General features: G+C 75.7%; 23 protein-coding genes. 14 read left to right on the top strand and 9 right to left on the bottom strand.

All coding sequences use genetic code 11. The features are described 5' to 3' along the window. Positions 1-21: 21 nt before the first annotated feature. Both mshB and GCU60_RS12430 read left to right on the top strand, forming a co-directional pair. Positions 22-918, top strand: coding sequence for an N-acetyl-1-D-myo-inositol-2-amino-2-deoxy-alpha-D-glucopyranoside deacetylase (mshB, locus tag GCU60_RS12435; RefSeq protein ID WP_163205632.1), 897 nt, complete (start codon positions 22-24; stop codon positions 916-918). Continuing rightward, positions 915-1,343: a hypothetical protein gene (locus tag GCU60_RS12430; protein WP_163205630.1), complete on the top strand. Its 429-nt coding sequence runs from the start codon at positions 915-917 to the stop codon at positions 1,341-1,343. The genes mshB and GCU60_RS12430 overlap by 4 nt, the downstream gene beginning before the upstream one ends. Here GCU60_RS12430 and GCU60_RS12425 read toward each other — a convergent pair. Then, positions 1,294-2,055 (bottom strand): GNAT family N-acetyltransferase, encoded by a 762-nt coding sequence (locus GCU60_RS12425; RefSeq protein ID WP_163205628.1) that lies wholly within the window; start codon positions 2,053-2,055, stop codon positions 1,294-1,296. The genes GCU60_RS12430 and GCU60_RS12425 overlap by 50 nt on opposite strands. A 50-nt stretch (positions 2,056-2,105) precedes the next feature. Then, positions 2,106-4,967 carry an EAL domain-containing protein gene (locus GCU60_RS12420; RefSeq protein ID WP_163205626.1) on the bottom strand — a complete coding sequence of 954 codons (2,862 nt, stop codon included), beginning with the start codon at positions 4,965-4,967 and terminating at the stop codon, positions 2,106-2,108. Positions 4,968-5,154: 187 nt separating this feature from the next. On the opposite strand from GCU60_RS12420, the gene fdxA reads away from it, so the two are divergent. Together fdxA and dapC are read left to right on the top strand one after the other, a co-directional pair. Then, entirely contained in the window at positions 5,155-5,481 is a 327-nt protein-coding gene (fdxA, locus tag GCU60_RS12415; RefSeq protein WP_091764542.1) for a ferredoxin, read from the top strand. 8 nt (positions 5,482-5,489) lie between these two features. Further along, complete coding sequence (dapC, locus tag GCU60_RS12410) at positions 5,490-6,596, top strand: succinyldiaminopimelate transaminase (protein ID WP_345770561.1); 1,107 nt, start codon at positions 5,490-5,492, stop codon at positions 6,594-6,596. A 56-nt stretch (positions 6,597-6,652) separates the two neighbouring features. Here dapC and GCU60_RS12405 read toward each other — a convergent pair whose 3' ends face one another. From GCU60_RS12405 to dapD, 3 genes are all read right to left on the bottom strand, one after another. After that, a complete protein-coding gene (locus tag GCU60_RS12405) occupies positions 6,653-7,159 on the bottom strand; it encodes a GGDEF domain-containing protein (RefSeq protein WP_163205622.1) in 507 nt (168 codons plus the stop codon). Between the two features lie 272 nt (positions 7,160-7,431). Next, entirely contained in the window at positions 7,432-8,100 is a 669-nt protein-coding gene (locus GCU60_RS21065) for a hypothetical protein (RefSeq protein ID WP_163205620.1), read from the bottom strand. A gap of 47 nt (positions 8,101-8,147) precedes the next feature. Then, positions 8,148-9,128: a 2,3,4,5-tetrahydropyridine-2,6-dicarboxylate N-succinyltransferase gene (gene dapD / locus GCU60_RS12395; RefSeq protein ID WP_163205618.1), complete on the bottom strand. Its 981-nt coding sequence runs from the start codon at positions 9,126-9,128 to the stop codon at positions 8,148-8,150. Positions 9,129-9,200: 72 nt separating this feature from the next. Between dapD and dapE the strand changes: the two genes are divergently transcribed. The 6 genes from dapE to GCU60_RS12365 all read left to right on the top strand — a co-directional run bounded on the left by dapE (position 9,201) and on the right by GCU60_RS12365 (position 14,366). Next, positions 9,201-10,313: a succinyl-diaminopimelate desuccinylase gene (gene dapE, locus GCU60_RS12390; protein WP_163205616.1), complete on the top strand. Its 1,113-nt coding sequence runs from the start codon at positions 9,201-9,203 to the stop codon at positions 10,311-10,313. After that, on the top strand, positions 10,310-11,137 hold the full coding sequence (locus GCU60_RS12385) for a TIGR00730 family Rossman fold protein (RefSeq protein ID WP_163205614.1): 828 nt from the start codon (positions 10,310-10,312) through the stop codon (positions 11,135-11,137). Before dapE ends, GCU60_RS12385 begins: the two co-directional genes overlap by 4 nt. A 1-nt stretch (position 11,138) precedes the next feature. Beyond that, the gene (locus GCU60_RS12380; protein ID WP_163205612.1) at positions 11,139-11,507 is read left to right on the top strand and encodes a DivIVA domain-containing protein; all 369 of its coding nucleotides are present in this window, start codon (positions 11,139-11,141) and stop codon (positions 11,505-11,507) included. Further along, positions 11,500-11,958, top strand: a complete 459-nt coding sequence (locus GCU60_RS12375; protein WP_163205610.1) for an SRPBCC family protein — start codon at positions 11,500-11,502, stop codon at positions 11,956-11,958. The genes GCU60_RS12380 and GCU60_RS12375 overlap by 8 nt, the downstream gene beginning before the upstream one ends. Positions 11,959-12,010: 52 nt before the next feature. Beyond that, positions 12,011-13,390 carry a hypothetical protein gene (locus GCU60_RS12370; protein WP_163205608.1) on the top strand — a complete coding sequence of 460 codons (1,380 nt, stop codon included), beginning with the start codon at positions 12,011-12,013 and terminating at the stop codon, positions 13,388-13,390. 73 nt (positions 13,391-13,463) lie between these two features. Continuing rightward, entirely contained in the window at positions 13,464-14,366 is a 903-nt protein-coding gene (locus tag GCU60_RS12365) for an EamA family transporter (protein WP_163205606.1), read from the top strand. Position 14,367: 1 nt separating this feature from the next. Here GCU60_RS12365 and GCU60_RS12360 read toward each other — a convergent pair whose 3' ends face one another. Then, the gene (locus tag GCU60_RS12360) at positions 14,368-15,870 is read right to left on the bottom strand and encodes a glycosyltransferase family 39 protein (RefSeq protein WP_163205604.1); all 1,503 of its coding nucleotides are present in this window, start codon (positions 15,868-15,870) and stop codon (positions 14,368-14,370) included. Between the two features lie 147 nt (positions 15,871-16,017). Here GCU60_RS12360 and GCU60_RS21600 point away from each other — a divergent pair, with 147 nt between their 5' ends. From GCU60_RS21600 to GCU60_RS12340, 4 genes are all read left to right on the top strand, one after another. Next, the gene (locus GCU60_RS21600) at positions 16,018-20,118 is read left to right on the top strand and encodes a fibronectin type III domain-containing protein (RefSeq protein ID WP_163205602.1); all 4,101 of its coding nucleotides are present in this window, start codon (positions 16,018-16,020) and stop codon (positions 20,116-20,118) included. Between the two features lie 42 nt (positions 20,119-20,160). Beyond that, positions 20,161-20,715, top strand: coding sequence for a DNA-3-methyladenine glycosylase I (locus tag GCU60_RS12350; protein WP_163205600.1), 555 nt, complete (start codon positions 20,161-20,163; stop codon positions 20,713-20,715). A gap of 126 nt (positions 20,716-20,841) precedes the next feature. Continuing rightward, a complete protein-coding gene (locus GCU60_RS12345) occupies positions 20,842-21,009 on the top strand; it encodes a DUF3117 domain-containing protein (RefSeq protein ID WP_012947303.1) in 168 nt (55 codons plus the stop codon). Positions 21,010-21,160: 151 nt separating this feature from the next. After that, positions 21,161-22,627 carry a hypothetical protein gene (locus tag GCU60_RS12340; protein WP_163205598.1) on the top strand — a complete coding sequence of 489 codons (1,467 nt, stop codon included), beginning with the start codon at positions 21,161-21,163 and terminating at the stop codon, positions 22,625-22,627. A 22-nt stretch (positions 22,628-22,649) separates the two neighbouring features. On the opposite strand, the gene GCU60_RS12335 is transcribed toward GCU60_RS12340, so the two are convergent. The 3 genes from GCU60_RS12335 to GCU60_RS12325 are packed head-to-tail and all read right to left on the bottom strand — an operon-like array spanning position 22,650 to position 24,817. Continuing rightward, a complete protein-coding gene (locus tag GCU60_RS12335; RefSeq protein WP_163205596.1) occupies positions 22,650-24,152 on the bottom strand; it encodes a phytoene desaturase family protein in 1,503 nt (500 codons plus the stop codon). 55 nt (positions 24,153-24,207) lie between these two features. Then, the gene (locus GCU60_RS12330; protein ID WP_163205594.1) at positions 24,208-24,636 is read right to left on the bottom strand and encodes a hypothetical protein; all 429 of its coding nucleotides are present in this window, start codon (positions 24,634-24,636) and stop codon (positions 24,208-24,210) included. Continuing rightward, positions 24,626-24,817, bottom strand: a complete 192-nt coding sequence (locus GCU60_RS12325) for a helix-turn-helix transcriptional regulator (RefSeq protein ID WP_163205592.1) — start codon at positions 24,815-24,817, stop codon at positions 24,626-24,628. Before GCU60_RS12325 ends, GCU60_RS12330 begins: the two co-directional genes overlap by 11 nt.

Here is a 24,817-nt window from a genome sequence, read left to right as displayed (position 1 = left end):
CGCGACAGGGAAGATGATCGCGTGACTCCTTCGCGCCGCATCCTGCTCGTCCATGCGCACCCGGACGACGAGACCATCAACAACGGCACCACCATGGCCCGGTACGTCGCCGAGGGCGCCCAGGTCACCCTGCTCACCTGCACGCTGGGTGAGGAGGGCGAGATCCTGGTGCCCGAGCTCGAGCAGCTGGCGGCCGACCAGGCCGACCAGCTCGGCGGCTACCGGATCTGGGAGCTGCGGGGCGCGATGGAGGCCCTCGGCGTCAGCGACATCCGCTTCCTCGGCGGGCCCGGCCGGTACCGCGACTCCGGGATGATGGGGGTGCCGGCCAACGAGCACCCGCGGGCGTTCTGGAACGCCGACCTGGACGAGGCGATCGGCCACGCCGTCGCCGTGGTGCGGGAGACCCGGCCGCAGGTGGTGGTCACCTACGACGAGAACGGTGGCTACGGCCACCCGGACCACATCCAGGCGCACCGGGTCGCCATGGGGGCGGTCGCCGCGGCCGCCGACCCCGCGTACCGGCCGGACCTCGGCGAGGCCTGGTCCGTGGCGAAGGTCTACTGGTGCTGCATGCCGCGCTCGGTGCTGCAGCACGGCATCGACGCCATGGCCGCCGCCGGCGACACGACGTTCTTCGAGGGCGTCACCAGCGCCGACGACCTCCCGTTCGGCGTTCCGGACGAGCTGGTGACGGCGGCGGTCGACGGGCGGGCCCACGCGGGGCAGAAGGACGCCGCCATGCGGGCCCACCCCACGCAGATCCTGGTCGACGGACCCTTCTTCGCCCTCTCGAACAACCTGGGCCTGGAGGTGCTCGGCGTGGAGTACTACCGGTTGGTCCAGGGCGAGCGCGGGCCCGCGGGTCCCGGTCCGGAAGGCTGGGAGGACGACCTGTTCGCCGGCCTGACCGGATGAGCCGACTGCGCCCGGCCGGCTGGGCGCTGGCCGCCGCGCTGGTGGCGGGCTGGCTGGCCGTGGTCGAGGTCTTCTGGCTGCCGCTGCGCGCGGGCGGCGTGCTGGTGCCGGTGTCGGTGCTCGCCGCCGTCGTGGGCAACGTGCTGCTGGTGCGCGCGGCGGCGCGGCTGTCCGGGGCGCGCTGGGTAGCCGTCGTGCCGGCCGTGGTCTGGCTCGGGGTCGTCGTGGCCGCCATGGGCCGTCGCCCGGAGGGGGACCTGGTCGTCGTCCTCGCCGGAGGCGCGGCGAGCGTGGTCAACGCGGCGTTCCTGCTGCTGGGGGTGCTCGCCGCAGCCGCCGCGGCGGGAACGGAGCTGGGGGCGCCGGCCCGTCCGGTCAGCCCTCCGCCGGTGCCCACCGGTAGTGGTAGCGGTGGTGCTCGGTGAAGCCCAGCCGGGCATAGAGGGCCAGCGCGGGGCCGTTGCTCGCCGCCACCTGCAGCAGGCACGAGTGCCCGCCGCGGTCCAGCGCGTCGGTGGCCAGCGCGGACATGACCCGGGTGGCCAGCCCGCGCCGGCGGTGGGCGTCGGCGACGGTCACGGCGCTGATGACCAGCCACCCGTCGGCGAGCACGCCGCGGGCGACGGCGGCCAGCGGGGCGGGCGGCTCGTCGAGGCGCACGGAGGCGAACAGGGGCCGCTCGGCGCGGCGGAGCACCGTCTCGGCCGCCGGCGGCAGGGCGGCGCCCCGGTACCGGTACCCGGCGAGCCAGGCCTCGTCGGGCTCCGCCGCGAGGGTGACGGGGACGTCGGCCGCGGCCGTGACCCACGGGCGGAGCGCGGCAGTGAGCACCAGGTTGTCCTCGTCGCGGCTCCAGCCCGCGGCCGCGAACGCCTCGTCGGCGGCTCCGCTCCCCGGTGTCGGCACGGCGGCGCAGGGACGCAGCCCCCGGTCGCGGTACCAGCGGGTCACGTCGGCGACCGCCGTCGTCAGGTCGCCGGCCGGTTCCCCCACCACGAGTGCGGAGTTGGCCCGGCCGGTGAAGCCGCCCCCGGCGCGGAGCAGCCAGCCGCCGTGCGGCTGCTCCTCCAGGCCGCGCCAGGTGCGGGCGGCCAGGCGCTCGAGGTCGTCGACGGTCACGGGAGGGACGGCGCGCACGGTGTCGATCCTCCCGGCGCACCGCGGGGACGGGTCGGGCGCCCCTCGGGTCAGGGGGCGGGGCGGGGGGAGGGGAGGACGCCGGCCGGCACCGGCCGGGCCTCCAGCCAGCCCAGGATGCGGTCGGCCGGCATGGGCCGGGAGATGTGGTAGCCCTGCGCGATGTCGCAGCCCCAGGAGCGCAGCGCGGCGAGCGATGCGGCGTCCTCGACGCCCTCGACCACCATGCTCATGCCCAGGTCCCGGCTCAGCTGCAGCGTGCTCCGGACGATGGCTGCCGCGCGGACGTCGGTGGTCAGGTGCGTGACGAAGCTGCGGTCGAGCTTGAGCTCGTCCACCGGCAGCGCCCGCAGGTAGGCCAGCGAGGAGTAGCCGGTGCCGTAGTCGTCCACCGACAGGCGCACGCCGAGGCGGCGCAGCCCGGCCATGACCTGCTGACTGCGCGCGGCGTCGGCCATGAGGACGTCCTCGGTGATCTCCAGGACCAGCGCCTCCGCCGGCACCGAGAAGGCGTCGAGCAGCATCCCGACCTGCTCGGGGAGCGCGACGTCCTGCAGGTTGGAGACCGACAGGTTGACCGCCACCGACAGGTCGTGCCCGTGGGACCGCCAGGCCTGCAGGTCGCGCAGCGAGCGCTCGAGCACGCGCAGCGCCAGCCGGCGCATGAGCCCGGCCTGCTCGGCCAGGGGGAGGAAGACGTCGGGGTAGAGCAGCCCTCGCTCGGGGTGGTTCCACCGGACCAGCGCCTCGACCCCGACGACGACGCCGCTGCGCAGGTCGAGCTTGGGCTGGTAGTGGTTGTCCAGCTGCTCGGTGTCCAGCGCCGCGCGCAGCTGCTCCAGCGTCTCCAGCCGGTCGCGGGTGGCGGGGGTGCCGTCCGGCGCCCACACGTCGTAGCCGTGCCGGCCGCGCTTGGCCGCGTACATCGCCGTGTCGGCCCTGGCCAGCAGCAACGAGCGGTCCCGGCCGTGGTCCGGGCACAGCGCGATGCCGATGCTGGCGTCGACGTGCAGGGTCATGCCGTCCAGGACGAACGCCTCCCGCAGCGCCGCGCCCAGGTTCTCGGCCACCTCGCGGGCACGCTCGGCGCCTGCCCCGGGCAGCAGGACGGCGAACTCGTCGCCGCCCATGCGGGCCAGCAGGTCACCCGGCCCGAGCGCCTGCTCCAGGCGCGGGCCCACCAGGCACAGGAGGTCGTCGCCGACGCTGTGGCCGAAGCTGTCGTTGATCTCCTTGAAGCGGTCCAGGTCGATCATGAGCAGCGCGCCCGTGCCGTCGCCGTCGCCGTAGACGGTGGTCTCGACCTGCTCGATGAATCGGCGGCGGTTGGCCAGGCCGGTGAGCGGGTCGTGGTGGGCCTCGGTGGCCAGCTGCGCCAGCCGCCGCTGCTCGGCGGCCCGCAGCTCGGCGTTCTCCACCACGAGGGCGCCCTCGAGCGTCACCTGCCGGACGGCGTCGCGGATCGACGGCGTCCAGGCCCGCGAGGACCCGGTCGACCCGGTGACGACCAGGCCCATGAGCCGGTCGCCGGACATGAGCGGCACGCTGATGTAGGAGGCCAGTTCTAGCGCCGCGGTGAGCCGGGGGTCCAGCAGGTCGCTGCTCCGGGCGTCCTCGACGAAGACCGGCGTCTTCTGCTCGGAGGTCAGCCGCCACAGCGGGACGTCGGCTGCCGGGCGGCCGACCAGCTGGGTCTGCACGATCTCCTTGTGGGCCTGCGGCCAGTCGACGTGGCGCACCTCGCCGACGCGCTCCCCGGGGCCGATCAGGTAGGCGGCGCTGCGGTCGGTGCCGGCCAGCCGCTGGACGGCGCGGGCCAGGACCTCCGCCGCCTCGGCCGCACCGGTCACCGCGGAGCCGTCCACCAGCATCTGCCGGACCACCCGGGCGGTGGCCAGCGACGCGGCACGGGCCTGGCTGGTGCGCGCCTGCTCGATGACCCCACCGAGGTGGGCGCCGGCCGCGGACGCGAGCCGGCGCACGTCCTCGGAGAACGGCCGCACCTGGGTGCTGTCGAGGGTGAGGACGCCGGCCAGTTCCGGCGCGCGACCCAGCGGCACCGCGAGCGCGGAGGCGATCTGGAAGGAGTCGACCCACCACCCCGACACCAGGCCGGAGTCGCGGTCGGCGGTCATGGCCTCGCCGGTGCGCAGGACCGTCTCGGCCAGCTGCAGGCCGACCGGCGCGTTGCGGAACTGCTCCCAGGTGGCCAGGTCGCGACGGCCGTCGGCGTAGGCGGCCATGCGGGGGACCAGCCGCCCGTCCTCGAGCAGGAAGACGCAGGTCCGCTCGACCTCGCCGAGCTCGGCGAGCTGGCGGCATGCGGAGCCGAGCAGGTGGTCCATCGACTGCGCCTGGGCGGCGGACTCGATCAGGCCGAGGAGCACGCCGGCCTGGTCCAGCCGCCGCTGCTGCGAGCGGCGCTTCCAGGCCTCGGCGACGGCGGCGGCCAGCTTCGGGGTCACCTGCCGCAGGAGGTGGGGGGCAGCGGCGGCGGCCGGCTCGACGGTCAGGACGCCGATCACCTCGCCGTCGAGGACGAGCGGCTCGCCGTGCGCGGACCGGATGCCGAGCGCGGCCAGCTGCTGGTCGCTGGCCCGGCGGCCGTCGGCGCGCCCGGTGACGGGCCGGCGGGTGCGGATCACGGCCTCGAGGAAGGGGGAGGCGGAGAGGAGCGCGGGGGTGCGCATCGCCGGGTGCGGCAGCGCGGGGTCGTCACCGGGGCGGATGGCGCGCCGGAACGGGACGACCAGTTCGGTGGTGGCCTCGTGCACCCACACGGAGACGCGGGTGGCACCGGCGGAGGCGCGCAGCCGGCCGAGGAGGTGCTCCAGGGCCGCCTCGGCGTCGTAGGGCGACGCCGGCGACGGATGTCGCGGCGTTGCCTGGTGGTGCGACTTCTGCCCGGACACGTCGTCAAGATCGGCTGGTCGGTCCCCGCCTTGAGCGGGGACCTCCGGCCCACCCCGTACGGGTGAGCGTCCCCTGGCAGGGTGGCCCGTCGAACGGGCCGCGACGCCGGGAGTGATACTAGGTGCGCATCTGGCGCCTCCGGCCTCGCCGAGGGTGCCGCCCCGTTCGTCCCCGGGAGGGAACCCCGTGACCTACGTCATCACCCAGGCCTGTGTCGACGTTCTCGACAAGGCGTGCATCGACGAGTGTCCGGTGGACTGCATCTACGAGGGCGACCGGATGCTCTACATCCACCCCGACGAGTGCGTGGACTGCGGCGCCTGCGAGCCGGTGTGCCCGGTGGAGGCCATCTACTACGAGGACGACGTCCCGGACAAGTGGAAGGACTTCTACAACGCCAACGTGGAGTTCTTCTCCGACCTGGGCAGCCCCGGCGGCGCCGCCAAGACCGGGAAGATCAACAAGGATCACCCGCTGGTGGCCGCTCTGCCGCCGCAGGGCGAAGGCCACTGACCGCTCCGGTGCCCGGCGCGCCGCGAGCGCTGCCGGACTTCCCGTGGGACTCCCTCGCCGGGGCGCGGGCGCGTGCCGCCCAGCACCCCGGCGGGGTGGTCGACCTGTCGATCGGCACGCCGGTCGACAGCACGCCGGCTGTGCTCCGCGAGGCGCTCGCCGCCGCGGCTGACGCGCCGGGTTACCCGACCGCCCTGGGGACGTCCGCGCTGCGGGCCGCCGCCGCCGGCTGGCTGGCGCGCCGGCTCGGGGTCGAGGTCGCCGATCCGGGCGGGGCCGAACCCTCGGTCATCCCGACGGTGGGCTCCAAGGAGCTCGTCGCGCTGCTGCCCACGCTGCTGGGCCTGCAGGGCGGTGCGACCACCGTGCTGGTCCCCGAGGTCGCCTACCCCACCTACGAGGTGGGCGCGGTCCTGGCGGGGCTGGCCGTGCGCCGCTGCGACGCACCTCCGGCCGAGGCCGCCGGGATCTCGCTGGTCTGGCTGAACTCCCCGGGCAATCCGCACGGCCGGGTCCTGACCGACGAGCAGCTCCGGGCGTGGGTCGAGTGGGGCCGGGCGCACCGGGTGCCGGTCGTCGCCGACGAGTGCTACATCACCCTGGGTTGGGACGTCACCCCGCGGTCGATCCTGCACCCCGCGATCGCCGGGGCCGACCACACCGGTCTGCTCGCGGTGCACTCGCTGTCCAAGCAGTCGACCGCCGCCGGCTACCGCGGCGGTCTGCTGTCCGGTGACCCGGCGCTGGTGCGCCGGGTGTGGGAGGTGCGCCGGCACCTGGGGCTGCTGGTCCCGGCGCCCGTGCAGGCGGCGATGGTCGCGGCCCTGGACGACGACGAACACGTGGACGCCCAGCGCGAGCGCTACCGCGGTCGCCGCGACCGGCTGGCAGCCGCCGTGCGGGGCGCGGGCATGCGCATCGACCACTCCGAGGCGGGCCTGTACCTGTGGGCCACCCGGGACGAGGACTGCTGGACCACCATCGACCGGCTCGCCGGGCTCGGCGTCGTCGCCGCCCCCGGGAGCTTCTACGGGTCGGCCGGCGCCCGCCACGTCCGGCTGGCGCTGACCGCCAGCGACGAACGGATCGACGCCGCCGTGGAGCGCCTGCGCTAGGCCCCTGCAGGGGCCCACGGCGAGCGTGCGAGCCGTGGGTGGCAGGGGCTCCTTCTTCAGACGGGCTCGCGGTACCGGATGACGGTGCCGGCGCCCACGCGGCGGGCGGCGGTGAGGCTCAGCGTGGCCCGCCGGAACACCTCGCTCGCGGAGAGCTCCGGCAGCAGCGTGGCGTAGCCGGCCGCGGCCGTGAGCCCCGGGACGCCGAGCGCCGTGATCGAGGCGATCAGGCGCGCGCCGGCGACCTCGGCAGCGGTCGTGGGGCCGGCGAGGACGATGCCGAACTCGGCCGCCCCGGAGGCGCCGAGCCAGTCGTCGCCGCGGACGGAGCGGGCGAACAGCTGGGTAACCTGGGCCAGGGTGCTCGTCGGGGTCGGCCAGCCGTCGTCGCGGCGGAGGAGGCCGATGACCAGGAGCGTGGTCGGCTGCTCGCCGGAGGAGGGCAGCTCGGCGGCGAGCCGCTCCAGCAGGTCCTCGCGGGTGGGCAGCAGCACCGGCATGTCGGTGACCGCAGGAGCGGGGGCGGGGTCCGCCTGCGGGGAGTCGTGGGACGCGATCGTCATGGCCCAGCAGTCGGTGCCGGGGTGGCGTTCATTGAGCGCCCGGCCCGGGATGTCCCTCCGGGGAGGGACGGAATCGGACGGAACTGTGGCGGACGCCACGGCTCAGGTGCCAGGCCCGAAGACCCTGCACCAGGCGGGCCCCGGCAAGCGCTGCCTGATCTCCTTCTGCGCCGCCGGCGGCCAAGGCGTCGTCGCCATCCTCGAGTCCTGACCCACCTCCCCGCTTTTCCGCGGAAACTCACCCGTGGGTTTCCGCGGAAAAGCGCGGTCCATCACGCGCATGGCGGCTCGGCACCCGCAGCAGGGTGGAGTGCGCCGGTGAGCTCTTCGGCGAAGGTCGACCACCGTCCGTAGGCCAGCGGGAACGCGCTTCTCTGGACGGCGTCGGCCACGAGGGTCAGCTCGCCGGTCTCCCAGTCGGGCACCTGCACCAGACGGTCGTAGAACTGGCCGGCTGCGTAGACGGGATCCTGCACCTGTTCAGGTGTGCCCCAACCCTGCGACGGGCGCTGCTGGAACAGGCCGAGAGAGTCCCGGTCGCCGTAGTCGAGGTTGCGCATGGTGGACTCCTGCATCGCCGTGGCCAGCGCGATGACGACCGCCCGGTCGGGGAGGCCCCGGTTCCAGCCGACCTCCGCGATGGTGGCCGCGTTCGCCATCTGCTCCTCGGAAAGGGTCACCGACGAGCCGGGCAAGGTGCAGGCGCCGGTCGGGACCGCACGCTCGGTGCCCCAGGCGACGCCCGCGAGGACCGCCGCGGCGACCAGGAGCGCCGGCCACCAGCGGGCGATGCCCTGGATCCCGCCGGAGCTCCGGCGGCCGGCGGGTCCCCGCCGCGCGGGTCGGCGGCGAGCGTTGCCGCGGCTACCGGGGGACCGCCGCCGGGTGCTGCTGCGGGTCCGGCCCGCGGCGGCGTGCGTCGCGGTACGGGTGTCGGCCATCGCGGCCAACTGTAGGTTCCGAACCTGACAGCTCCCTGGAAGCGCCGTCAGTTGGCGTGCAGCTCCGCGTTCAGCGCGCCCCAGGTGCCCTTGCGGACGATGACCTCGAGCGCACCGCTGACGCTGTTGCGGCGGTACAGCAGGCCGTCGCGGCCCGACAGCTCCCGAGCCTTGACCACCGAGCCGTCGGGCAGCGTGACCCGCGAGCCCCCGGTGACGTAGCAGCCGGCCTCGACGATGCAGTCGTTCCCCAGCGAGATGCCGATGCCGGCGTTGGCACCCAGCAGGCAGCCGGTGCCGATCGAGATGACCTCCGTGCCGCCACCGGAGAGCGTGCCCATGATCGAGGCGCCGCCGCCGATGTCGCTGTCGGCCCCGACGACGACGCCGGCGCTGATCCGGCCCTCGACCATCGAGGGGCCGAGCGTGCCGGCGTTGAAGTTGACGAAGCCCTCGTGCATGACGGTGGTGCCCTCGGCCAGGTGCGCCCCGAGGCGGACCCGGCCGGCGTCGGCGATGCGCACTCCGGTGGGGATGACGTAGTCGACCATCCGCGGGAACTTGTCGACGCCGAACACGGTCACGTGGCCGACGGCGGCGCGCAGCCGGTGGGCGTTGAAGCCTGCCGCCTCGACCGGCCCGGCGCTGGTCCAGGCGACGTTGGTGAGCAGGCCGAAGACGCCGGTCAGGTTCGCGTCGTGCGGCCGGATCAGCCGGTGCGAGAGCAGGTGCAGCCGCAGCCACACGTCGTGGGTGTCGGCCGGGGGCTTCGACAGGTCGGCGATGACGGTGCGGACGGCGATGACCTCCACGCCGCGGGCCTCGTCGCGGCGGACCAGGCCGCCGTAGTCCGGGCCCAGCTCGCCGGAGAGCTCCAGCGCGCCGAGCCGGCTCGTCCCGGTGGCAGCGCCCGCGGGCGCCCCGAGCCGGGGCTCGGGGTACCAGGTGTCGAGCACCGTGCCGGACGGGGTGACGGTCGCCAGCCCAGCGGCGACGGCGGAGACGGGGGCGGACGCTGCGTCAGTCACGGCGACGACGCTACCGAGCCGCACCCCGCGTCGGCGCGGCCGGGCGGTCGGGCGGCGCATAGGCTCGCCCGCGTGAGCGCCGTGCCAGAACTGGATCTCTCCTCCGACGTCCTCTCCCTGACACGTGCGCTGGTCGACGCGCCGTCGGTGTCCGGGAGCGAGACCGCGCTCGCCGACGCGGTCGAGGCGGCGCTGCGGGCGCTCGGCGGCCTGGAGGTGGAGCGAATCGGTGACGCCGTCCTGGCCCGCACGAACCTCGACCGGCCCACGCGGGTGGTCCTCGCCGGCCACCTGGACACGGTGCCCATCGCCGACAACGTGCCGAGCCGGCTGGACGAGGCGACCGGCCGCCTCCACGGCTGCGGCACCAGCGACATGAAGTCCGGCGACGCGGTCATGCTCGCGCTGGCGGCGCGGTTCGGCGTCCCCGGCGCGCAGCCCGCCTCCGACCTGACGTTCGTCTTCTACGACAACGAAGAGGTCGAGGCGGTGAAGAACGGGCTCGGCCGGGTGGCGCGGGAGCGCCGCGGCTGGCTCTACGGCGACCTCGCGATCCTGCTCGAGCCGACCGACGGCGAGATCGAGGCCGGCTGCCAGGGCACGCTCCGGGCGGTGCTCTCCACGAAGGGCCGGCGGGCGCACAGCGCGCGCAGCTGGCTGGGGGAGAACGCGATCCACGGGCTGGCCGGGGCGATGGCGGCGCTGGCCGCCTACCGCCCCCGCGAGGTGGAGATCGACGGCTGCACCTACCGCGAGGGGCTCAACGCCGTCGGGATCGCCGGCGGCGTCGCCGGCAACGTCATCCCCGACGAGGCGTCCCTGACGGTGAACTTCCGCTACGCCCCCGACCGGGACGAGGACGCCGCCGAGGCGCACGTCCGGGAGGTCTTCGCCGAGGCGATCGCCGCCGGCGCCACGCTGGCCGTCGTGGACAACTCCGGCGGAGCGCTGCCGGGCCTCGCCGAACCGGCCGCCGCCGCCTTCATCGCCGCCGTCGGGCGCCCGGCGCGGGCCAAGCTCGGCTGGACCGACGTCGCCCGGTTCGCCGCCTTCGGCATCCCGGCGATCAACTACGGCCCGGGGGACCCCCAGCTGGCCCACACCCGGGAGGAGCACGTCCTGGTGGACCGGCTCCAGCCCGCAGTCGACGCCCTCACCGCCTACCTGTCCGGGAGCAGCTCATGACCACGCCACCGTCCGAGGGCCGTCGCCGGACCGCCCGGCACAAGGGGCCGGTGATGCTGCGCGGCGGCGAGCCGGACCCGAAGAACCAGGACAGCACCACCGACCAGCGGCTGCTGGACCGCCGGGGTCCGGCCGACTGGGTGCACACCGACCCGTGGCGGGTCATGCGGATCACCTCGGAGTTCGTCGAGGGCTTCGGGCTGCTCGCCGAGCTTCCGCGGGCGGTCAGCGTCTTCGGCAGCGCGCGCACCCCGCGCGACCACCCGCACTACGCGGCCGGGGTCGAGCTGGGCGCCGCGCTGGCGCGGGCCGGGTACGCGGTGATCACCGGCGGTGGGCCGGGAGCCATGGAGGCCGCCAACAAGGGGGCCTGCGACGCCGGTGGCATGTCGGTCGGCCTGGGCATCGAGCTGCCGTTCGAGCAGGAGCTCAACGAGTGGGTCGACATCGGCATCTCGTTCCGCTACTTCTTCGTGCGCAAGACGATGTTCGTCAAGTACGCGCAGGCGTTCGTGATCCTGCCCGGCGGTTTCGGCACCCTCGACGAGTTGTTCGAGGCCCTCACCCTGGTGCAGACCCGGAAGGTCACCCGCTTCCCGGTGGTCCTGCTGGGCACCGCCTACTGGTCGGGCCTCCTCGCCTGGATCCGCGAGACGATGGTCGCCGAGGGCACCGTGAGCCCGAGGGACCTCGACCTCATCACGGTGACCGACGACGTCGCCGAGGCCGTGGCGGTCATCCAGGCCGCCGAGGCGTCGCGCCAGGCAGGGGACAGCGGCGGGGGCATGCGGGCACCGATCGACACCGGCCCGTCCGACGCCTGACGTGCTGTCGTTCGTCCTGTTCGTGGTCGTCGTCCTGCTGGTCGGCGGGGTGCTGTTCCTGCTGGCGTCGGTCGTGCTCGGCCGGGGGGAGACCCAGCCGCCGGCCGATCCCGGCCGGTCACCGGTCGAGCTGCCCGTGGAGCGTGCGGTGACCGCCGACGACGTGCGGGCCCTGCGGATGACCGTCACGGCGCGCGGCTACCGGATGGCCGAGGTCGACTGGCTGCTCGACCAGCTCGCACGGACGCTGGACCAGCGCGACACCGAGATCGCCGGCCTGCGGGCCGAGCTCGGTGCGCGAACGCAGCAGGAGGCACCCACCGACCCGGGGGCGGCCCTGCACGACGGAGGGGTGGACCGCGATGCCTGAGCTCGAGGAGCGGATCGACGTCGACGCACCGCCCGAGCAGGTGTGGGCCGCGCTGACCGCCTGGACCCGGCAGGGCGAGTGGATGGTGGCCACCGACGTCCGCACCGTCGCCGGCCCGGCCCAGGGCGTCGGTGGGCGCCTGGCCGCCCGCACCGGGTTGCCGCTGCCCGGTGGGCGGCACGTCGGGCTGCTCGACACCATGGTGATCACGAAGTGGGACCCGCCGCGCCTGGTGGAGGTGCAGCACACCGGGCGGCTGGTGCGTGGCCCGGGGATCTTCCGGATCGAGAAGCGGGGCACCGGCTCCACCTTCGTCTGGACCGAGCGGCTGTACCTGCCCTACGGGCTGCTGGGCGTGGTGGGCTGGGTGCTGGTGAAGCCGTTCGCGCTGGTCGGCATCCGCTGGTCGCTGCGGCGGTTCGCGGCGTTCGCCGCGACCTTCACCGCCTGACGCCTCCCTCGCCGGAAGGCGGCGGCCCGGAACGGCTCCTAGGCTCCGCAGGGTGGGCACGGTGATCACCGGGGAATCGACCACCGGTCCCGCTCCCGAGCGTGCGACCGGGGCGGCGCGCACCCGCCGGTCGCTGCTGGCTGTCGCCGGCGCGGCGCTGTTCGTCGTCGGGGTCCACCTCGTCGGCATGCGGCTGACCGAGAGCGGCACCGACCTGCGCCTGCTCGACAACTACGTCCTGCGCGGCGACCCCGACGTGGTGCTGACCCCCCGGGTGCTCCTCCCCGTCCTCGTCGGGCTCGCCGGCATCCTCTGGGCCCCCGGGCTGGCGGCCCGGCTGCGCTGGCGGCCGCTGCTGTGGGCGTCCGCGGCCGGGGCGGCCGTCTGGGCGGTGGCCCTCGCGCTGAGCAGCGGCTGGGGCCGGCTGACCGAGCCCCTGGGATCGATCTACGAGTACCCGGCCGAGGTGCCCAAGGTCGAGTCGCTCGCGACCTTCCTCAGCACGTTCCTGGACGCCATGCCGCCGGACTCCCCGGACGCGTGGACCGCGCACGTCAGCGGGCACCCGGCGGGGGCGCTGCTCACCTTCGTGCTGCTCGACCGGGTGGGGCTGGGCGGGCTCGGCTGGGCCGCGGTGCTCTGCATCGCCGGCGGGGCGCTCGCCGTCCCGGCCGTGCTGGTCGGGGTCCGTGCGGTCGCGGACGAGGCAGCCGCCCGCGTCGTCGCCCCGTTCCTCGTGCTCGCGCCCGCGGCGCTGTGGGTCGCCACCAGCGCCGACGCGTTCTTCACCTTCGTGAGCGCCTGGGGCATCGCGCTGGTGGCCGTGGCGGCCACCGGCCAACCCGGGCGCCGGCGGGATGCCGCGGCGCTGGGCGGGGGACTGCTGCTGGGCGTCGGGCTGTTCCTCTCCTTCGGCCTGGCGGCGATCGCGCCGCTGGCCGCTGCCGTGGTGGTGGTGCAGCACCGGCGGATCGGCTGGGGTCGCGTGCTCCGGGTCCTCGTGCTGGGCGCCGCCGGGACGCTGGTCGTCGTCGCGCTGTTCGCCCTGGGCGGCTACTGGTGGTTCGACGGGCTGGCCGCCACCCAGGCCCGGCTGGCCACCGGCCAGGCGCTCACCAACCGGCCGTGGAGCTATTTCGCGTTCGCCAACATCGCGGCCGGGATCATGGCCGTCGGGCCGGCCGCCGTCGCCGGTCTCGGGGCCCTGCGCCGCACCCGGCTCGCGGTGCTGGCGGGAGCGGCGCTCGCCGGCGTGCTGTTCGCCGACCTCACGGGGGTGGTGCGGGGCGAGACCGAGCGGATCTGGCTGCCGTTCGAGCTGTGGGTGCTGACTGCGACGGCGTTCCTGCCGGCCCGTGCCCGCCGTCCGTGGCTGGCCGCCTCGGTGCTCCTCGCGATCGCCATCGAGGTGGGCGTCCGCCTGGAGTGGTGACGTCGGGAACCGTCAGGGCCATGGGCGATCATCACCGGGTGCGGAACGCGGCCGGGACGGGCGGGGGAGCGGCGTGAGCCGCCGGGGCTGGGTGCTGTTCCTGGCGATGTCGCTGATCTGGGGCGTGCCCTACCTGCTGATCAAGGTGGCCGTCGGCGAGGTGTCGCCGGTGGTCGTGGTCTTCGCCCGCTGCGTGGTCGGCGCGGCCCTGCTGCTGCCGTGGACCATCGCCCGCGGGCAGCTGCGGCCGGCGCTGCGGCACTGGAAGCCGCTGCTGGCCTTCACGGTCCTGGAGATGACCGGCCCCTGGCTGCTGCTGTCCTGGGCGGAGCAGACGCTGTCGAGCTCGCTGACCGGCCTGCTCGTCGCCGGGGTGCCGTTCGCCGCCGCGCTGGCCGCCCGCCTGGCCGGTGAGGAGGAGCGGCTCACCCCGGTCCGCCTGCTCGGCATGGGCATCGGCGTCGTCGGGATCGCCGTGCTGCTCGGGCTGGACCTGGAGGGCGCGCAGCTGCTGCCGATCCTCGCCGTGGCGCTGGTCGTGGTCGGCTACGCGACGGCGCCGCTGATCGTCACCCGGGCACTGCCCGAGGTCCCGGGGGTGGCGGCCAGCTCGGTGGCGCTGTTCGTCACCGCGGTGGTCTACGCGCCGTTCGCCCTCCCGCGGCTGGGGGAGGTGACCGGCGCCTCCACCGACGCGGTGGTCTCCCTCGTCACGCTCGGCGTGCTCTGCACGGCGGTGGCCCTGGCGCTGTTCTTCGTGCTGATCCGCGAGGTCGGCCCGCAGCGGGCGCTGGTCATCACCTTCGTGAACCCGGTGGTCGCGGTGCTGCTGGGCGTCTGGCTCCTCGACGAGCCGTTCACCCTCGGCATCGCCCTGGGCCTGCCGCTGGTCCTGGTCGGGTGCGTCCTGGCCACCCGGCGCAGCGCACCCCGGCCGGAGCCCAGCGTCGAGGCCGTGGACGCCGCCGCGCGCTGACTCAGGCCAGCCGGCGCAGCTCGGGCCAGATCCGCGACCAGGGGACCTGGCGGTCGGTGGCCAGCCAGACCGTCGCGCCCTGCTCCTCGTTGTCCAGCCCGACGCCGTTGTCGACGCTGCCGGCCGCCCGTACGGAGCCGAACCAGCGCTCCAGCTGCTCCCGCGGCAGACCCACGACGACGGCGGCCGACGCGTCCTCCGGTGGCGGTCCCCACGTCCAGTAGGAGTTGTGGCCGCTGTAGGCCGGACCGAGCTGCGGGGCGTAGCGGTCCACGGCGCCCGCCTGGCCGTAGTTCCCGGTGAGGACGACGGCGCGCTCGCCCGCCGGCAGCTCGTCGGCGGCCCGCTCGACGGCCTCGGCGAATCTCGGCCAGCCGACCGTCTCACCGGCGTCGTAGTTGACGGCCGGCACCGGGGTGGAGGCCAGCCAGCGGGCGGGGAGCACGGGCAGCATCAGGACGGCGGAGACGGCGAGGCTCAGCGCCAGGACGGGCAGCAGGGTCCGCCGTGCCCGGCCACCCCGCCGCCGGGCCCAGCGCAGCGCCGGGTCGGCGCCGGCGGCCAGCAGCAGCGGGTACAGCCCGGCCAGGTAGTACGGCTTGCCACCGGTGACCAGGAAGAGCCCGGCGAGGAGCGCGTAGGCGAGCGCGAAGGAGCGCCAGGTCCGCAGCTGCGGGTCCCGGGCCAGCCGCCACCACCCGGCCATCCACACCGGGAACAGCAGCGGGCTGACCAGCACCAGCTGGAAGGGCACGAACAGGTACCAGGGCTCGCTGGTGCCCGAGCTGCCGGCGGCGATCGCCTCGGCCAGCGCCAGCTGGGGCCAGTCGTTCCTCGCCTGCCAGACCAGGTTCGGCGACCACACCGCCAGCGCCACCAGGCCGGCCGCCCACGGCCATGGGGAGCGCAGCGCCCGCCGGGGGCCGGCCGCCAGCAGGCCGAGCAGCACGGCGGCCAGCAGGAAGGCGGGGTGCAGCTTGTTCAGCAGGGCCAGCCCGGCGACGCCGCCCACCACGAGCCAGATCGGACCGCCGTCGCGGACGGCCCGCACCAGCAACCAGGACAGCAGCGTCCAGAACAGCAGGTCGAACGTCGTCGTCGACAGCAGGTGGCCGACGGCGAGGAGCACCGAGGACACCGCCATGCACGCCGCGGCGAACAGCTGCGCGGTGCGGCCGCTCCCGAACTCGCGCGCCAGCAGGCCGGTCAGCACCACCACCGCGCCGGCCGCCAGCGCCGAGGGCAGCCGCAGCGCGACCAGCGACCCCGGTGCCAGCGCGTCCATGGCAGCGGCCACGAACGGGGTGAGGGGCGGCTGGTCGACGTAGCCGGCCGCGGGCTCGGACCCCGCGCGCAGGAAGTACAGCTCGTCGCGGTGGTACCCGTAGCGGCCGGCGAGCGCGAGCAGCACCGCGGCGACGGCGGCCCCCAGCGCCACCAGCGCCGAGCCGGCCGGGCGGGGAGGCGCGCTCCGGCCCTGCTGCGCCTCGGCCACCGCGGTCACCTGGCGGACCGTAGTGGACCCGGCCGTCTCGCAGGCGGACGCCGGACGCGGGACATCGATCCGGCGGCCCGGCTCAAGGCAGGCACGACCGGTGCCGAGAAGGGGGAGCGGCAGCCCTTCGGATCCCGGGCGCCCAGGGAGGCGTCGGTGCAGCGGTCGGTCGGTTCCGTCGGCGACCGCCGGCGTGGCCCGCTGCTGCGCGGACTCCTCGGACTGCTGGTCGCGGCCGCCCTCGTCCTGCCCGGTACCGGTTCGCCGCCGCCCGCTCCGGACCTGCTCCTGGCCAGCGCCACCGACCCGGCCCCGCCCACAGCCGTGGTGGCCGCGAGCGCCGACCGGGCACTCGTCGTCTCCTGGACCGCCCCGGCCGGGGAGGCCGTCACCGGCTACGACGTCCACCTCGACGGCGTGCGGGTGGCCACCCCGACCACGACGTCGGCCACGCTCGCCGGCCTGGTCAACGGCCGCTCCTACGTGGTCACCGTGGTCACCCGCTCCTCCTTCCTCGGCCTGCCGACGACGGGGTCTCAGGCCAGCGCCCCGGCGACCGGGATCCCCCGGGACGCCGTGGCACCGGCCGCGCCGGCCGGCGTGGCCGCCGTGCGCGGGGACGGCCGGGTGGACCTGTCCTGGACCCCGAACACCGCCGACCCCGACGCCGACGCCTACCGGGTGCTCCGGGACGGCGTCCCGGTCTCCGCCGTGCTCCCCGGCCGGGCCACCGCCCAGTGGTCCGACACCGCGGTCGTCAACGACGTCGCCTACGCCTACGCCGTGCAGACGCGCGACACGTCGGGGAACTGGTCGGCCCCCTCGACACCGGCTGCGAGCGCGACGCCGACCGACCTGACGCCGCCCGCGGCGCCCACCGGGCTGATCGGCGGCCGGGGGGACGGCCGCGCCGGGCTGTCCTGGAACCCGAACGGGGAGCCCGACCTCGCCGGGTACCGGTTGCTGCGCGACGGCGTCGACGTGGCGGCCGGAACCGCCACCGAGCACGTCGACGAGGGGCTGGTCAACGACCGGACCTACGTCTACACCGTGGTCGCCGTCGACACCCACGGGAACCGGTCGGCCCCGTCGTCCCCGGTGTCGGTCACGCCGACCGACCTGACCGCCCCCGCGGCCCCCACCGGCCTCACGGCGGTGCGCGGGGACACGCGGGTGGAGCTGTCGTGGACGGCGAACGCCGAGCCCGACGTCGTCTCCTACGAGCTGCGCCGGGACGGGGTGGCGATCGCCACGGTCGCCGGCGGCACGGCCCACACCGACACGGGGCTGACCAACGACACCACCTACCGGTACACCCTGGCCGCGGTCGACGCCCACGGGAACGTCTCGGTGTCCTCGTCGGCGGTGCCCGCGACGCCGACGGACCTCGGCGCCCCGGCGACCCCGACCGGCCTCACGGCCACGCCGGGCGACCGCGAGGTGGCGCTGTCCTGGTCGCCCGTCGCCGACGCCGACGTGGCCGGCTACCTGCTGCTGCGTGACGGCGTGGAGCTCGCCACGGTTCCCGGCACCACGCACACCGACACCGGTCTGCTCAGTGGCCGCACGTACGGCTACGCGGTGCTCGCGGTGGACGGCCACGGCAACCGCTCGGCGGCCTCCGCGGTGGTGTCCGCGACGCCGCTCGACACGACGCCCCCCGCCGTGCCGACCGGTCTGGCGGCGACCCGCGGGGACGGCCGGGTCGCCCTGACCTGGTCGGCGAACGGGGAGCCCGACCTCGCCGGCTACCTGGTGTTCCGCGACGGCGTGCAGATCGCCTCGGTGACCGGTCCCGCCCACGACGTCACCGGTCTGGTCAACGACACCGCCTACGCCTTCTCGCTGGTCGCGGTGGACACCTCCGGCAACCGGTCGGCCCGGTCGGCCGAGGTGTCGGCGACCCCCACCGACCTCACCGCACCGGCGACGCCCACGGGCCTGTCCGTGGACCGTCCCGCGGGGGACAACCTGCTCAGCTGGACGGCGAACGGCGAGCCCGACCTGGCGAGCTACCGGGTGCTGCGCGACGGCGTGGAGATCGCCACCGTGACCGGGACCTCCCACCGGGACGCCTCGGGCCGGGCGGGCAGCGGCTACACCCTCGTCGCCGTCGACACGCACGGCAACCGGTCGGTGCCCAGCGCTCCGGTGACCTCGCGGACCGACGTGACAGCACCGGTCGCCCCCACCGGGCTCGTCGCGACCCGCGGCGACTCCCGGGTCACCCTGACGTGGGCGGCCAACGGCGAACGGGACCTGGCGAGCTACCGGGTGCTGCGCGACGGCGTGGAGATCGCCACCGTGACAGGCACCACCCACGTCGTCACCGGGCTGGTCAACGACGTCACCTACCGCTTCTCGCTGGTCGCCGTGGACGACAGCGGCAACCGGTCACCGGCGGGTCCCGCCGTGCCGGCCACCCCCACCGACCTGACGCCCCCAGCCGCGCCGAGCGGACTGGTCGCCGAGGCGGGGGAGCGCCAGGTCGTGCTCGGCTGGACGGCGAACGGCGAGCCGGACGTGGCGGGCTACCGGGTGCTGCGCGACGGCGTGGAGGTCGCCACCGTGACCGGCACGGCGTGGACCGACACCGGGCGGACCAACGACGTGACCTACAGCTACTCGCTCGTCGCCGTCGACGGGCACGGCAACCGGTCGGCCACCTCGGCGACGGCGGCTGCGACCCCGCGGGACATGGCACCCGCCGCGCCCACCGACCTCACCGCGACCCCGGGCGACCGCCGGGCAGTCCTCGCCTGGACGGCGCCGGCCGATCCCGACGTCGTCGGCCACCGGGTGCTCCGCCAGGACGGCACGGTCGCGGCCACCGTCGACGCACCGACCACCCAGGTCGCCGTCCCGGGGCTGGTCAACGGCACGACGTACCGGTTCACCGTGGTGGCCGTGGACGCCGGGGGCAACGTCTCCGCCCCGTCGACGGCCGCGACCGTGGTGCCCGCCTCGCCGGCGGTGCCGGTCCAGGGTGCGGGCGAGAGCGGTGGGCTCGCGGTCAGCGCCGACGGGCGGTACGTCGTCGTCGGCACCGCCGCCCGGCTGGAGGCGGCGGACACCAACACCGCCTACGAGCTCCACCTGCTCGACCGGACGGCCGGCACCGCCCGGCGCCTCGCGCCGCTGCCGGCGGCGGCGTCCGGCGCCACCGACCCGACGAACACCAGCGCCCCGGCGATCAGCGCCGACGGCCGGACCATCGCCCTGGCCACGCGGGCCGCCCTCGTCCCGGGCGACACCAACGGGCAGCCCGACGTCTACCGGTACGACACCGCGAGCGCGACCTGGTCGCTGGTGAGCGTGCCCGCCGGCGGCCGGGCGCACGGCACGACCGCGGGCGCGGTGCTCCATCCCGGCAGCTCGGTGTACGCGACGAGCCCGCCGGTGGCGCTCTCCGCGGACGGCGACCTCGTGCTCTTCTACTCCGACCGCAGCGACCTCGTCGCCGGGGACACCAACGGGCGCACCGACCTCTTCGCCAAGCGGCTCTCCACCGGCGTCGTCACCCGGGTCTCGACGACGACGGCCGGCGGCGACCTCGGTGCGGCCACCGGGCCGGCCCTGGAGATCACGCCGGACGGCCGCTTCGCGCTCTTCCCCGCCGCGGCGCCCGACGGCACCGTGCTGCTCCACCGCAAGACCCTCTCCGGCGCGGGGGCCGGTGAGCTGGTGGTCGTCTCCGCGGTCCCCCGGCCCGGGGGAGCGGTGCAGTTCGGCGTCTTCCGGGACGCCGGTGACATCGCCATCAGCGACGACGGCCGGTACGTCGCGCTGGTGACGGCGTCCCGGATCGCCACGTCCACCCCGGGGGCCGCCGGCAGCACCGGTCTGGCGTACCGGATCGACCTCACGACGCGCGCGGTCCTCCCGCTGGGCAACGGCCAGCAGACCGTCTGGGAGCACCAGGTCGAGCTGGACCCCACCGGCCGCCACGCCTTCTTCGCCACCGCGTCGGGCCAGCTGCCCGCGGACACCAACGGGCACACCGACCACTACCGGCGCGACCTGGCCGGCGGGGTCGCCGGCCCGCTCGTGCACGTGACCACCGACGCCGACGGTCGCGTCACCGGTGGGCCGATCGGCTCGGTCATGTCCTCGGAGTACGGCCGGCTGACCGCGCTCACCGCCGACCGCGTCGTGGTGACGACGTCGCAGGCGCTGGTGTCGGCCGACACCAACCGCCTCCGCGACCTCTACCTCAAGGACCTCGGGACCGGGGTCGTCTCCTCCCCGCTGGGCTGATCCGCGCAGGAGCTGTCGGCGGCCGCCGCTAGCGTCTGCCGGGTGGAGCCGGACAGGCAGCGGTGCGGCTGGGCGACCAGCACCCCCGAGTACGTGACGTACCACGACGAGGAGTGGGGGGTGCCCCTGCGCGGGGACGACGCGCTCTTCGAACGGCTCTGCCTCGAGGCCTTCCAGTCGGGGCTGTCCTGGATCACCATCCTGCGCAAGCGGCCGGCGTTCCGGGCGGCGTTCGCCGGCTTCGCGATCGACGGGGTCGCGGAGTTCACCCCGGCCGACGAGGAGCGGCTGATGGCCGACGCCGCGATCGTGCGCAACCGCGCCAAGATCCGGGCGGCGATCGGTAACGCCCGCGCCGCGCAGGCGCTCCCGGGCGGGCTGTCGGAACTGCTGTGGTCCTTCGCCCCGAACGGGTCGCGGCCCCGGCCCGCCACGCTCGCCGACGTCCCGGCCACCAGTGCCGAGTCGGTCGCGATGGCCAAGGAACTCAAGCGCCGCGGCTTCGTGTTCGTCGGGCCGACCACCGCCTACGCGCTGATGCAGGCCACCGGGATGGTGGACGACCACGTCGCCGACTGCTTCCGGGCGCGCCCCTGATGTCACCCGTACAGGCCCCGTGTTGGACGGAGCGCGGTCATACGGGATCATTGCTGCGGAGCTCACAGCATCGGACACCGCGCGCCTGTTCACGAGGCAGGGGCGCGGCTGGCGAAGGAGGCACGCATGGCGGCCATGAAGCCGCGCACGGGTGAAGGTCCCCTCGAGGTCACCAAGGAAGGGCGCGGCCTTGTCATGCGGGTTCCGCTGGAAGGCGGCGGTCGCCTGGTGGTCGAGCTGTCGCCCGACGAGGCAGCGGCGCTGTCCGAGGCCCTCAAGGGCGCGACCAGCTGACCCTCGGGTCCGCCTCCCCGGCGGACCCGCGCACGACACACACGGCCCCGGCCGTCGGCTCCCGCCGGCGCCGGGGCCGCGTCGTTCCCTGCCGTTCCCGGAATGCCGGAATGCGCCGCCGCGAGAGATGCTGTGGTCGTGGTGATCGACCGTGGCTGACGACGACCTCGGGGTCCGGTTCCCCGCCGGGCCCGACGGGCGGCGGAGCACGGGCGCGCTGGGCCGCGCCGTCGTCGCGGACGCGCTGCGCCCGGCCGACGCGGCCGGCGCGCTGGCCGCGGAGCAGGAGACGAACTGGCGGGCGGGCTACCTGACCCACTTCCGACGGCTGGTCGAGGCGGGGCTGCCGTCGGCCGATGCGGCCCGTTCCATCGCCGCGGCGGGGCTCGACTCGCTGCACGCCCGCATGCGGGTCGCCGGGCCGGACGGCGAGACCGCGCTGGCGGCCCTGGCCACGGCGCCCGCCGGGCGGACGCTGCGCACCGTGGAGGTGACCGGTACCGCCGAGCCGGAGCGGGAGCTCTCGCTGCCCTTCTCCGGGGACCGGCTGCGCGGCGACGCGCTGCTGCGCCGGCTCGACCGCTGGGTCGAGCGCGGCGTGGTGGAGCCGTCCTGCGCCGAGGCGGTGCGGACGGTGGCGGCCAACCCCGACTGGCTCGCGCTGCCGGACAGCACCGTCGTGGTGCTCGGCGCCGGCGCGGAGATGGGGCCGCTGACCGCGCTGCTGCGCTGGGGTGCCCGCGTCGCCGGGGTCGACCTGCCGCGCGCGCCGCTGTGGGAACGGGTGCTCGACACCGCCCGGGCCGGAGCCGGGACGCTGCTGGTGCCCACGGACGGCCCGGGTGCGGAGGTCGATCCGCGCCGTGCGGGCGGTGATCTCATCGCCGAGGTCCCGGCGGTCGCCGACTGGATCGCGGGCCTGCCGGGGCGGCCCGTCCTGGGCAACTACGTCTACGCCGACGGCGCCACGAACGTCCGGGTCTCCACGGCCGTGGACGCGCTGACGGTCCGGCTGAGCGCAGCGCGGCCCGAGGTCGCCCTGGCCTTCCTCGCGACACCGACCGACGTCTTCGCCGTGCCCGCCGAGGCCGTGGCGCAGTCCGCGCGGGCCTACGCCGCCCGGTCCGGGACGGCGAAGCTGCTCGGCCGGCCACTGCGCACGGTGTCCGGGGGGCGGCTGCTGCGCCGCGCGTACCTGCCCGGCGCCGACCCGGGGATCGCCGACAGCCTGGTGGCCCAGCAGGGACCCAACTACGCGCTGGCCAAGCGGCTGCAGCGGTGGCGGGCGACGGTGGCCCGCGCGTCGGGCAGCACGGTCTCGATGAACGTGGCGCCGCCGACGCGCACCCGGTCGGTGGTGAAGAACCGGGCGCTGGCCGCGGCCTACGCCGGCGCGCACCGCTTCGGCGTCGAGATCTTCGAGCCGGCGACGGCCAACGTGCTGATGGCCGCCCTGCTGGTGCACGACCTGCACACCGGCGGCGGGCCGACGCACGCGCACCCGTGGCAGGACGAGGCCCACGAGGCCGCGCACGGTGGTCTCTGGCGGGCCGCCTACGCCCCGCGCAGCGCGCTCGGGCTGGCGGCGCTGCTCGGCTACGGGGCCGCGCGGGCCTGAGCGGGCGACGGGCCGCCCGGGCTCAGGCCGGTCCGACCAGCCCCGCCACGATCTGCGCCGAGAGTCCGACCAGGGGCAGGCCGCCCCCGGGGTGGGCGGACCCGCCGACGAGGAACAGGCCCGGCACCTTCGAGGCGTTGGCCGGGCGCAGGAAGGCCGCCCGGCTGCCGTTGCTCGACGTGCCGTAGATCGACCCGCCCACGCTGCCGGTGTCCCGCGCCAGGTCCGCCGGGGTGCGCACCACCCGCCAGCGCACCCGGTCGCGGACGTCGTGGCCGCGACCGGCCATCACCTCCAGGACGCGGTCGGCGTACCGCTCGGCGAGGCCCGGGGAGTTCCAGTCCACCCCGCCGCCCGGGTCGTGCCGGGGGGCGTTGACCAGCACGAACCACGACTCGCTGTCGCCGTCGGGCACCAGCGCGGGGTCGTCGGGCGCGCTGACGTAGACGGTGGGGTCGGCAACCGGCACCGGCCGCCCCGCGTGCCGGCCCGCCCCGAACACCGCGTCGAACTCGGCGTCGTAGTCGTCGGGGAACAGCACGGTGTGGTGGGCGAGCCCCGGGGTCCGGCCGCGCAGCGCGAGCAGCAGGACGAACCCCGACAGCGAGGGCGTGGCCCTGCCGAGGTCGCGGCGGGCGGTGCGGGTCCGCCGGTCGTCGGGCAGCAGGTCGGTGTGCAGGGCGGCGGCGTCCACGCCGGAGACCACGACGTCGGCGGCCACCCGCTCGCCGTCGGTCAGCTCGACGCCGGCGACCCGCCCGCCGTCCAGCAGCACCCGGCCCACGGTGCACCCGGTCCGGACGACGGCGCCGTGGGCGACGGCCCGCTCGAGCACGGCCAGGGCCAGCCGGTGCAGGCCCCCACGCACGTACCAGGAGCCGAACGCCTGCTCGGCGTAGGGCACGGTGGCGAGCACCGCGGGCGCGCGTCGCGGATCGGAGCCGGAGTAGGTGGCGTAGCGGTCGAGCAGGGTGCGCAGGTGGGGGTGGCGCAGGTACTGCTCGCCCAGCCCGCGCAGCGACTGCCACGGGGCGATGGCCCGCACGTCGCCGGGCCGGCGGGCCAGCCGGGCGAGGGTGGCGGCCCCCTCCAGCGGGGTGCGGAGGAACGGCTGCTCGCTGATCCGCCACATGGCCGCGGCCCGGTCGAGCAGGGCGCTCCACTGCCGGCCGGCGCCGGCGCCCAGCGCGTCGTCGAGGGCCGCCGGGACGGCGTCGAGCCGGCCGGGCATCGAGAGCGCGGTGCCGTCGGCGAAGCGGTAGCCGACGGCCGGGTCCAGCCGCACCAGGTCGACGGCGTCCTCGAGCCGGGCGCCGGTGGCCGCGAAGAGGTCGCGCTGCACCTGCGGCAGGGTGACCAGGCTGGGCCCGGTGTCGAAGGAGTGCCCGTCGCGGCTGAACCAGCCGAGCTTCCCGCCGACCTCGGGCGCCTGCTCCAGCACGGTGACGGCGTGGCCGAGGGCGGCCAGCCTGGCCGCGGCCGACAGCCCGCCGAGCCCGGCGCCCACCACCACGACCCGCGCCACCGCTCCACCGTAGTGAAGGCCGCGGTCCGGGACCTGCCGCCGTCCGGTGAGCCCGTCAGCTCCGGCGGTTGATGACGACGAAGGAGACCGCCCCGACGGCGGCCTGCGCGACCAGCAGCAGCGTCAGCACCATGTAGACGGTCGCGCCCAGGCCGATGGCCACGGTCGCGGCGCCGGTCAGCGGGAAGGCCAGCAGGCCCAGGACGGCCAGCGCCCGGGTGAGCACCGCGTCGTCCCGCTCGTCGCCGGTCTGGGTCCAGGCGCGCTCGAAGGTGGTGGCCCGGCCCTTGCCGGCGGACGCCCGCCACACCATGACGGCGGCGCCGACCAGGCCGACGGCGGCGCCGCTCAGGAAGCCCTTGCCCATGTTGCCGGGACCGTGCTCGACGAGGAGCAGGCCGAGCACGAGGGCCAGGGTGAGGGTGGCGACGCCCACCCCGATGGCGAGGGCCTTCTTCTGGCCGGGGCGCAGGTCAGTCGACATGGAAGATCTCCTCCACAGGGCGGCGGAAGTGCCGGGCGATGGCGATGGCGAGGGGCAGCGAGGGGTCGTAGCGGCCGGTCTCGATCGAGTTGACCGTCTGCCGGGAGACGTCCAGGACGTCGGCGAGCTCACGCTGGGAGAGCCCCGCTGCGGTGCGGAGGTCCCGCACGTCGTTCTTCAT

The organism is Blastococcus saxobsidens (assembly GCF_010682065.1).
In the GTDB taxonomy this organism is placed as follows: domain Bacteria; phylum Actinomycetota; class Actinomycetes; order Mycobacteriales; family Geodermatophilaceae; genus Blastococcus; species Blastococcus saxobsidens_B.
This window is presented reverse-complemented; position numbering and strand designations above follow the sequence as displayed.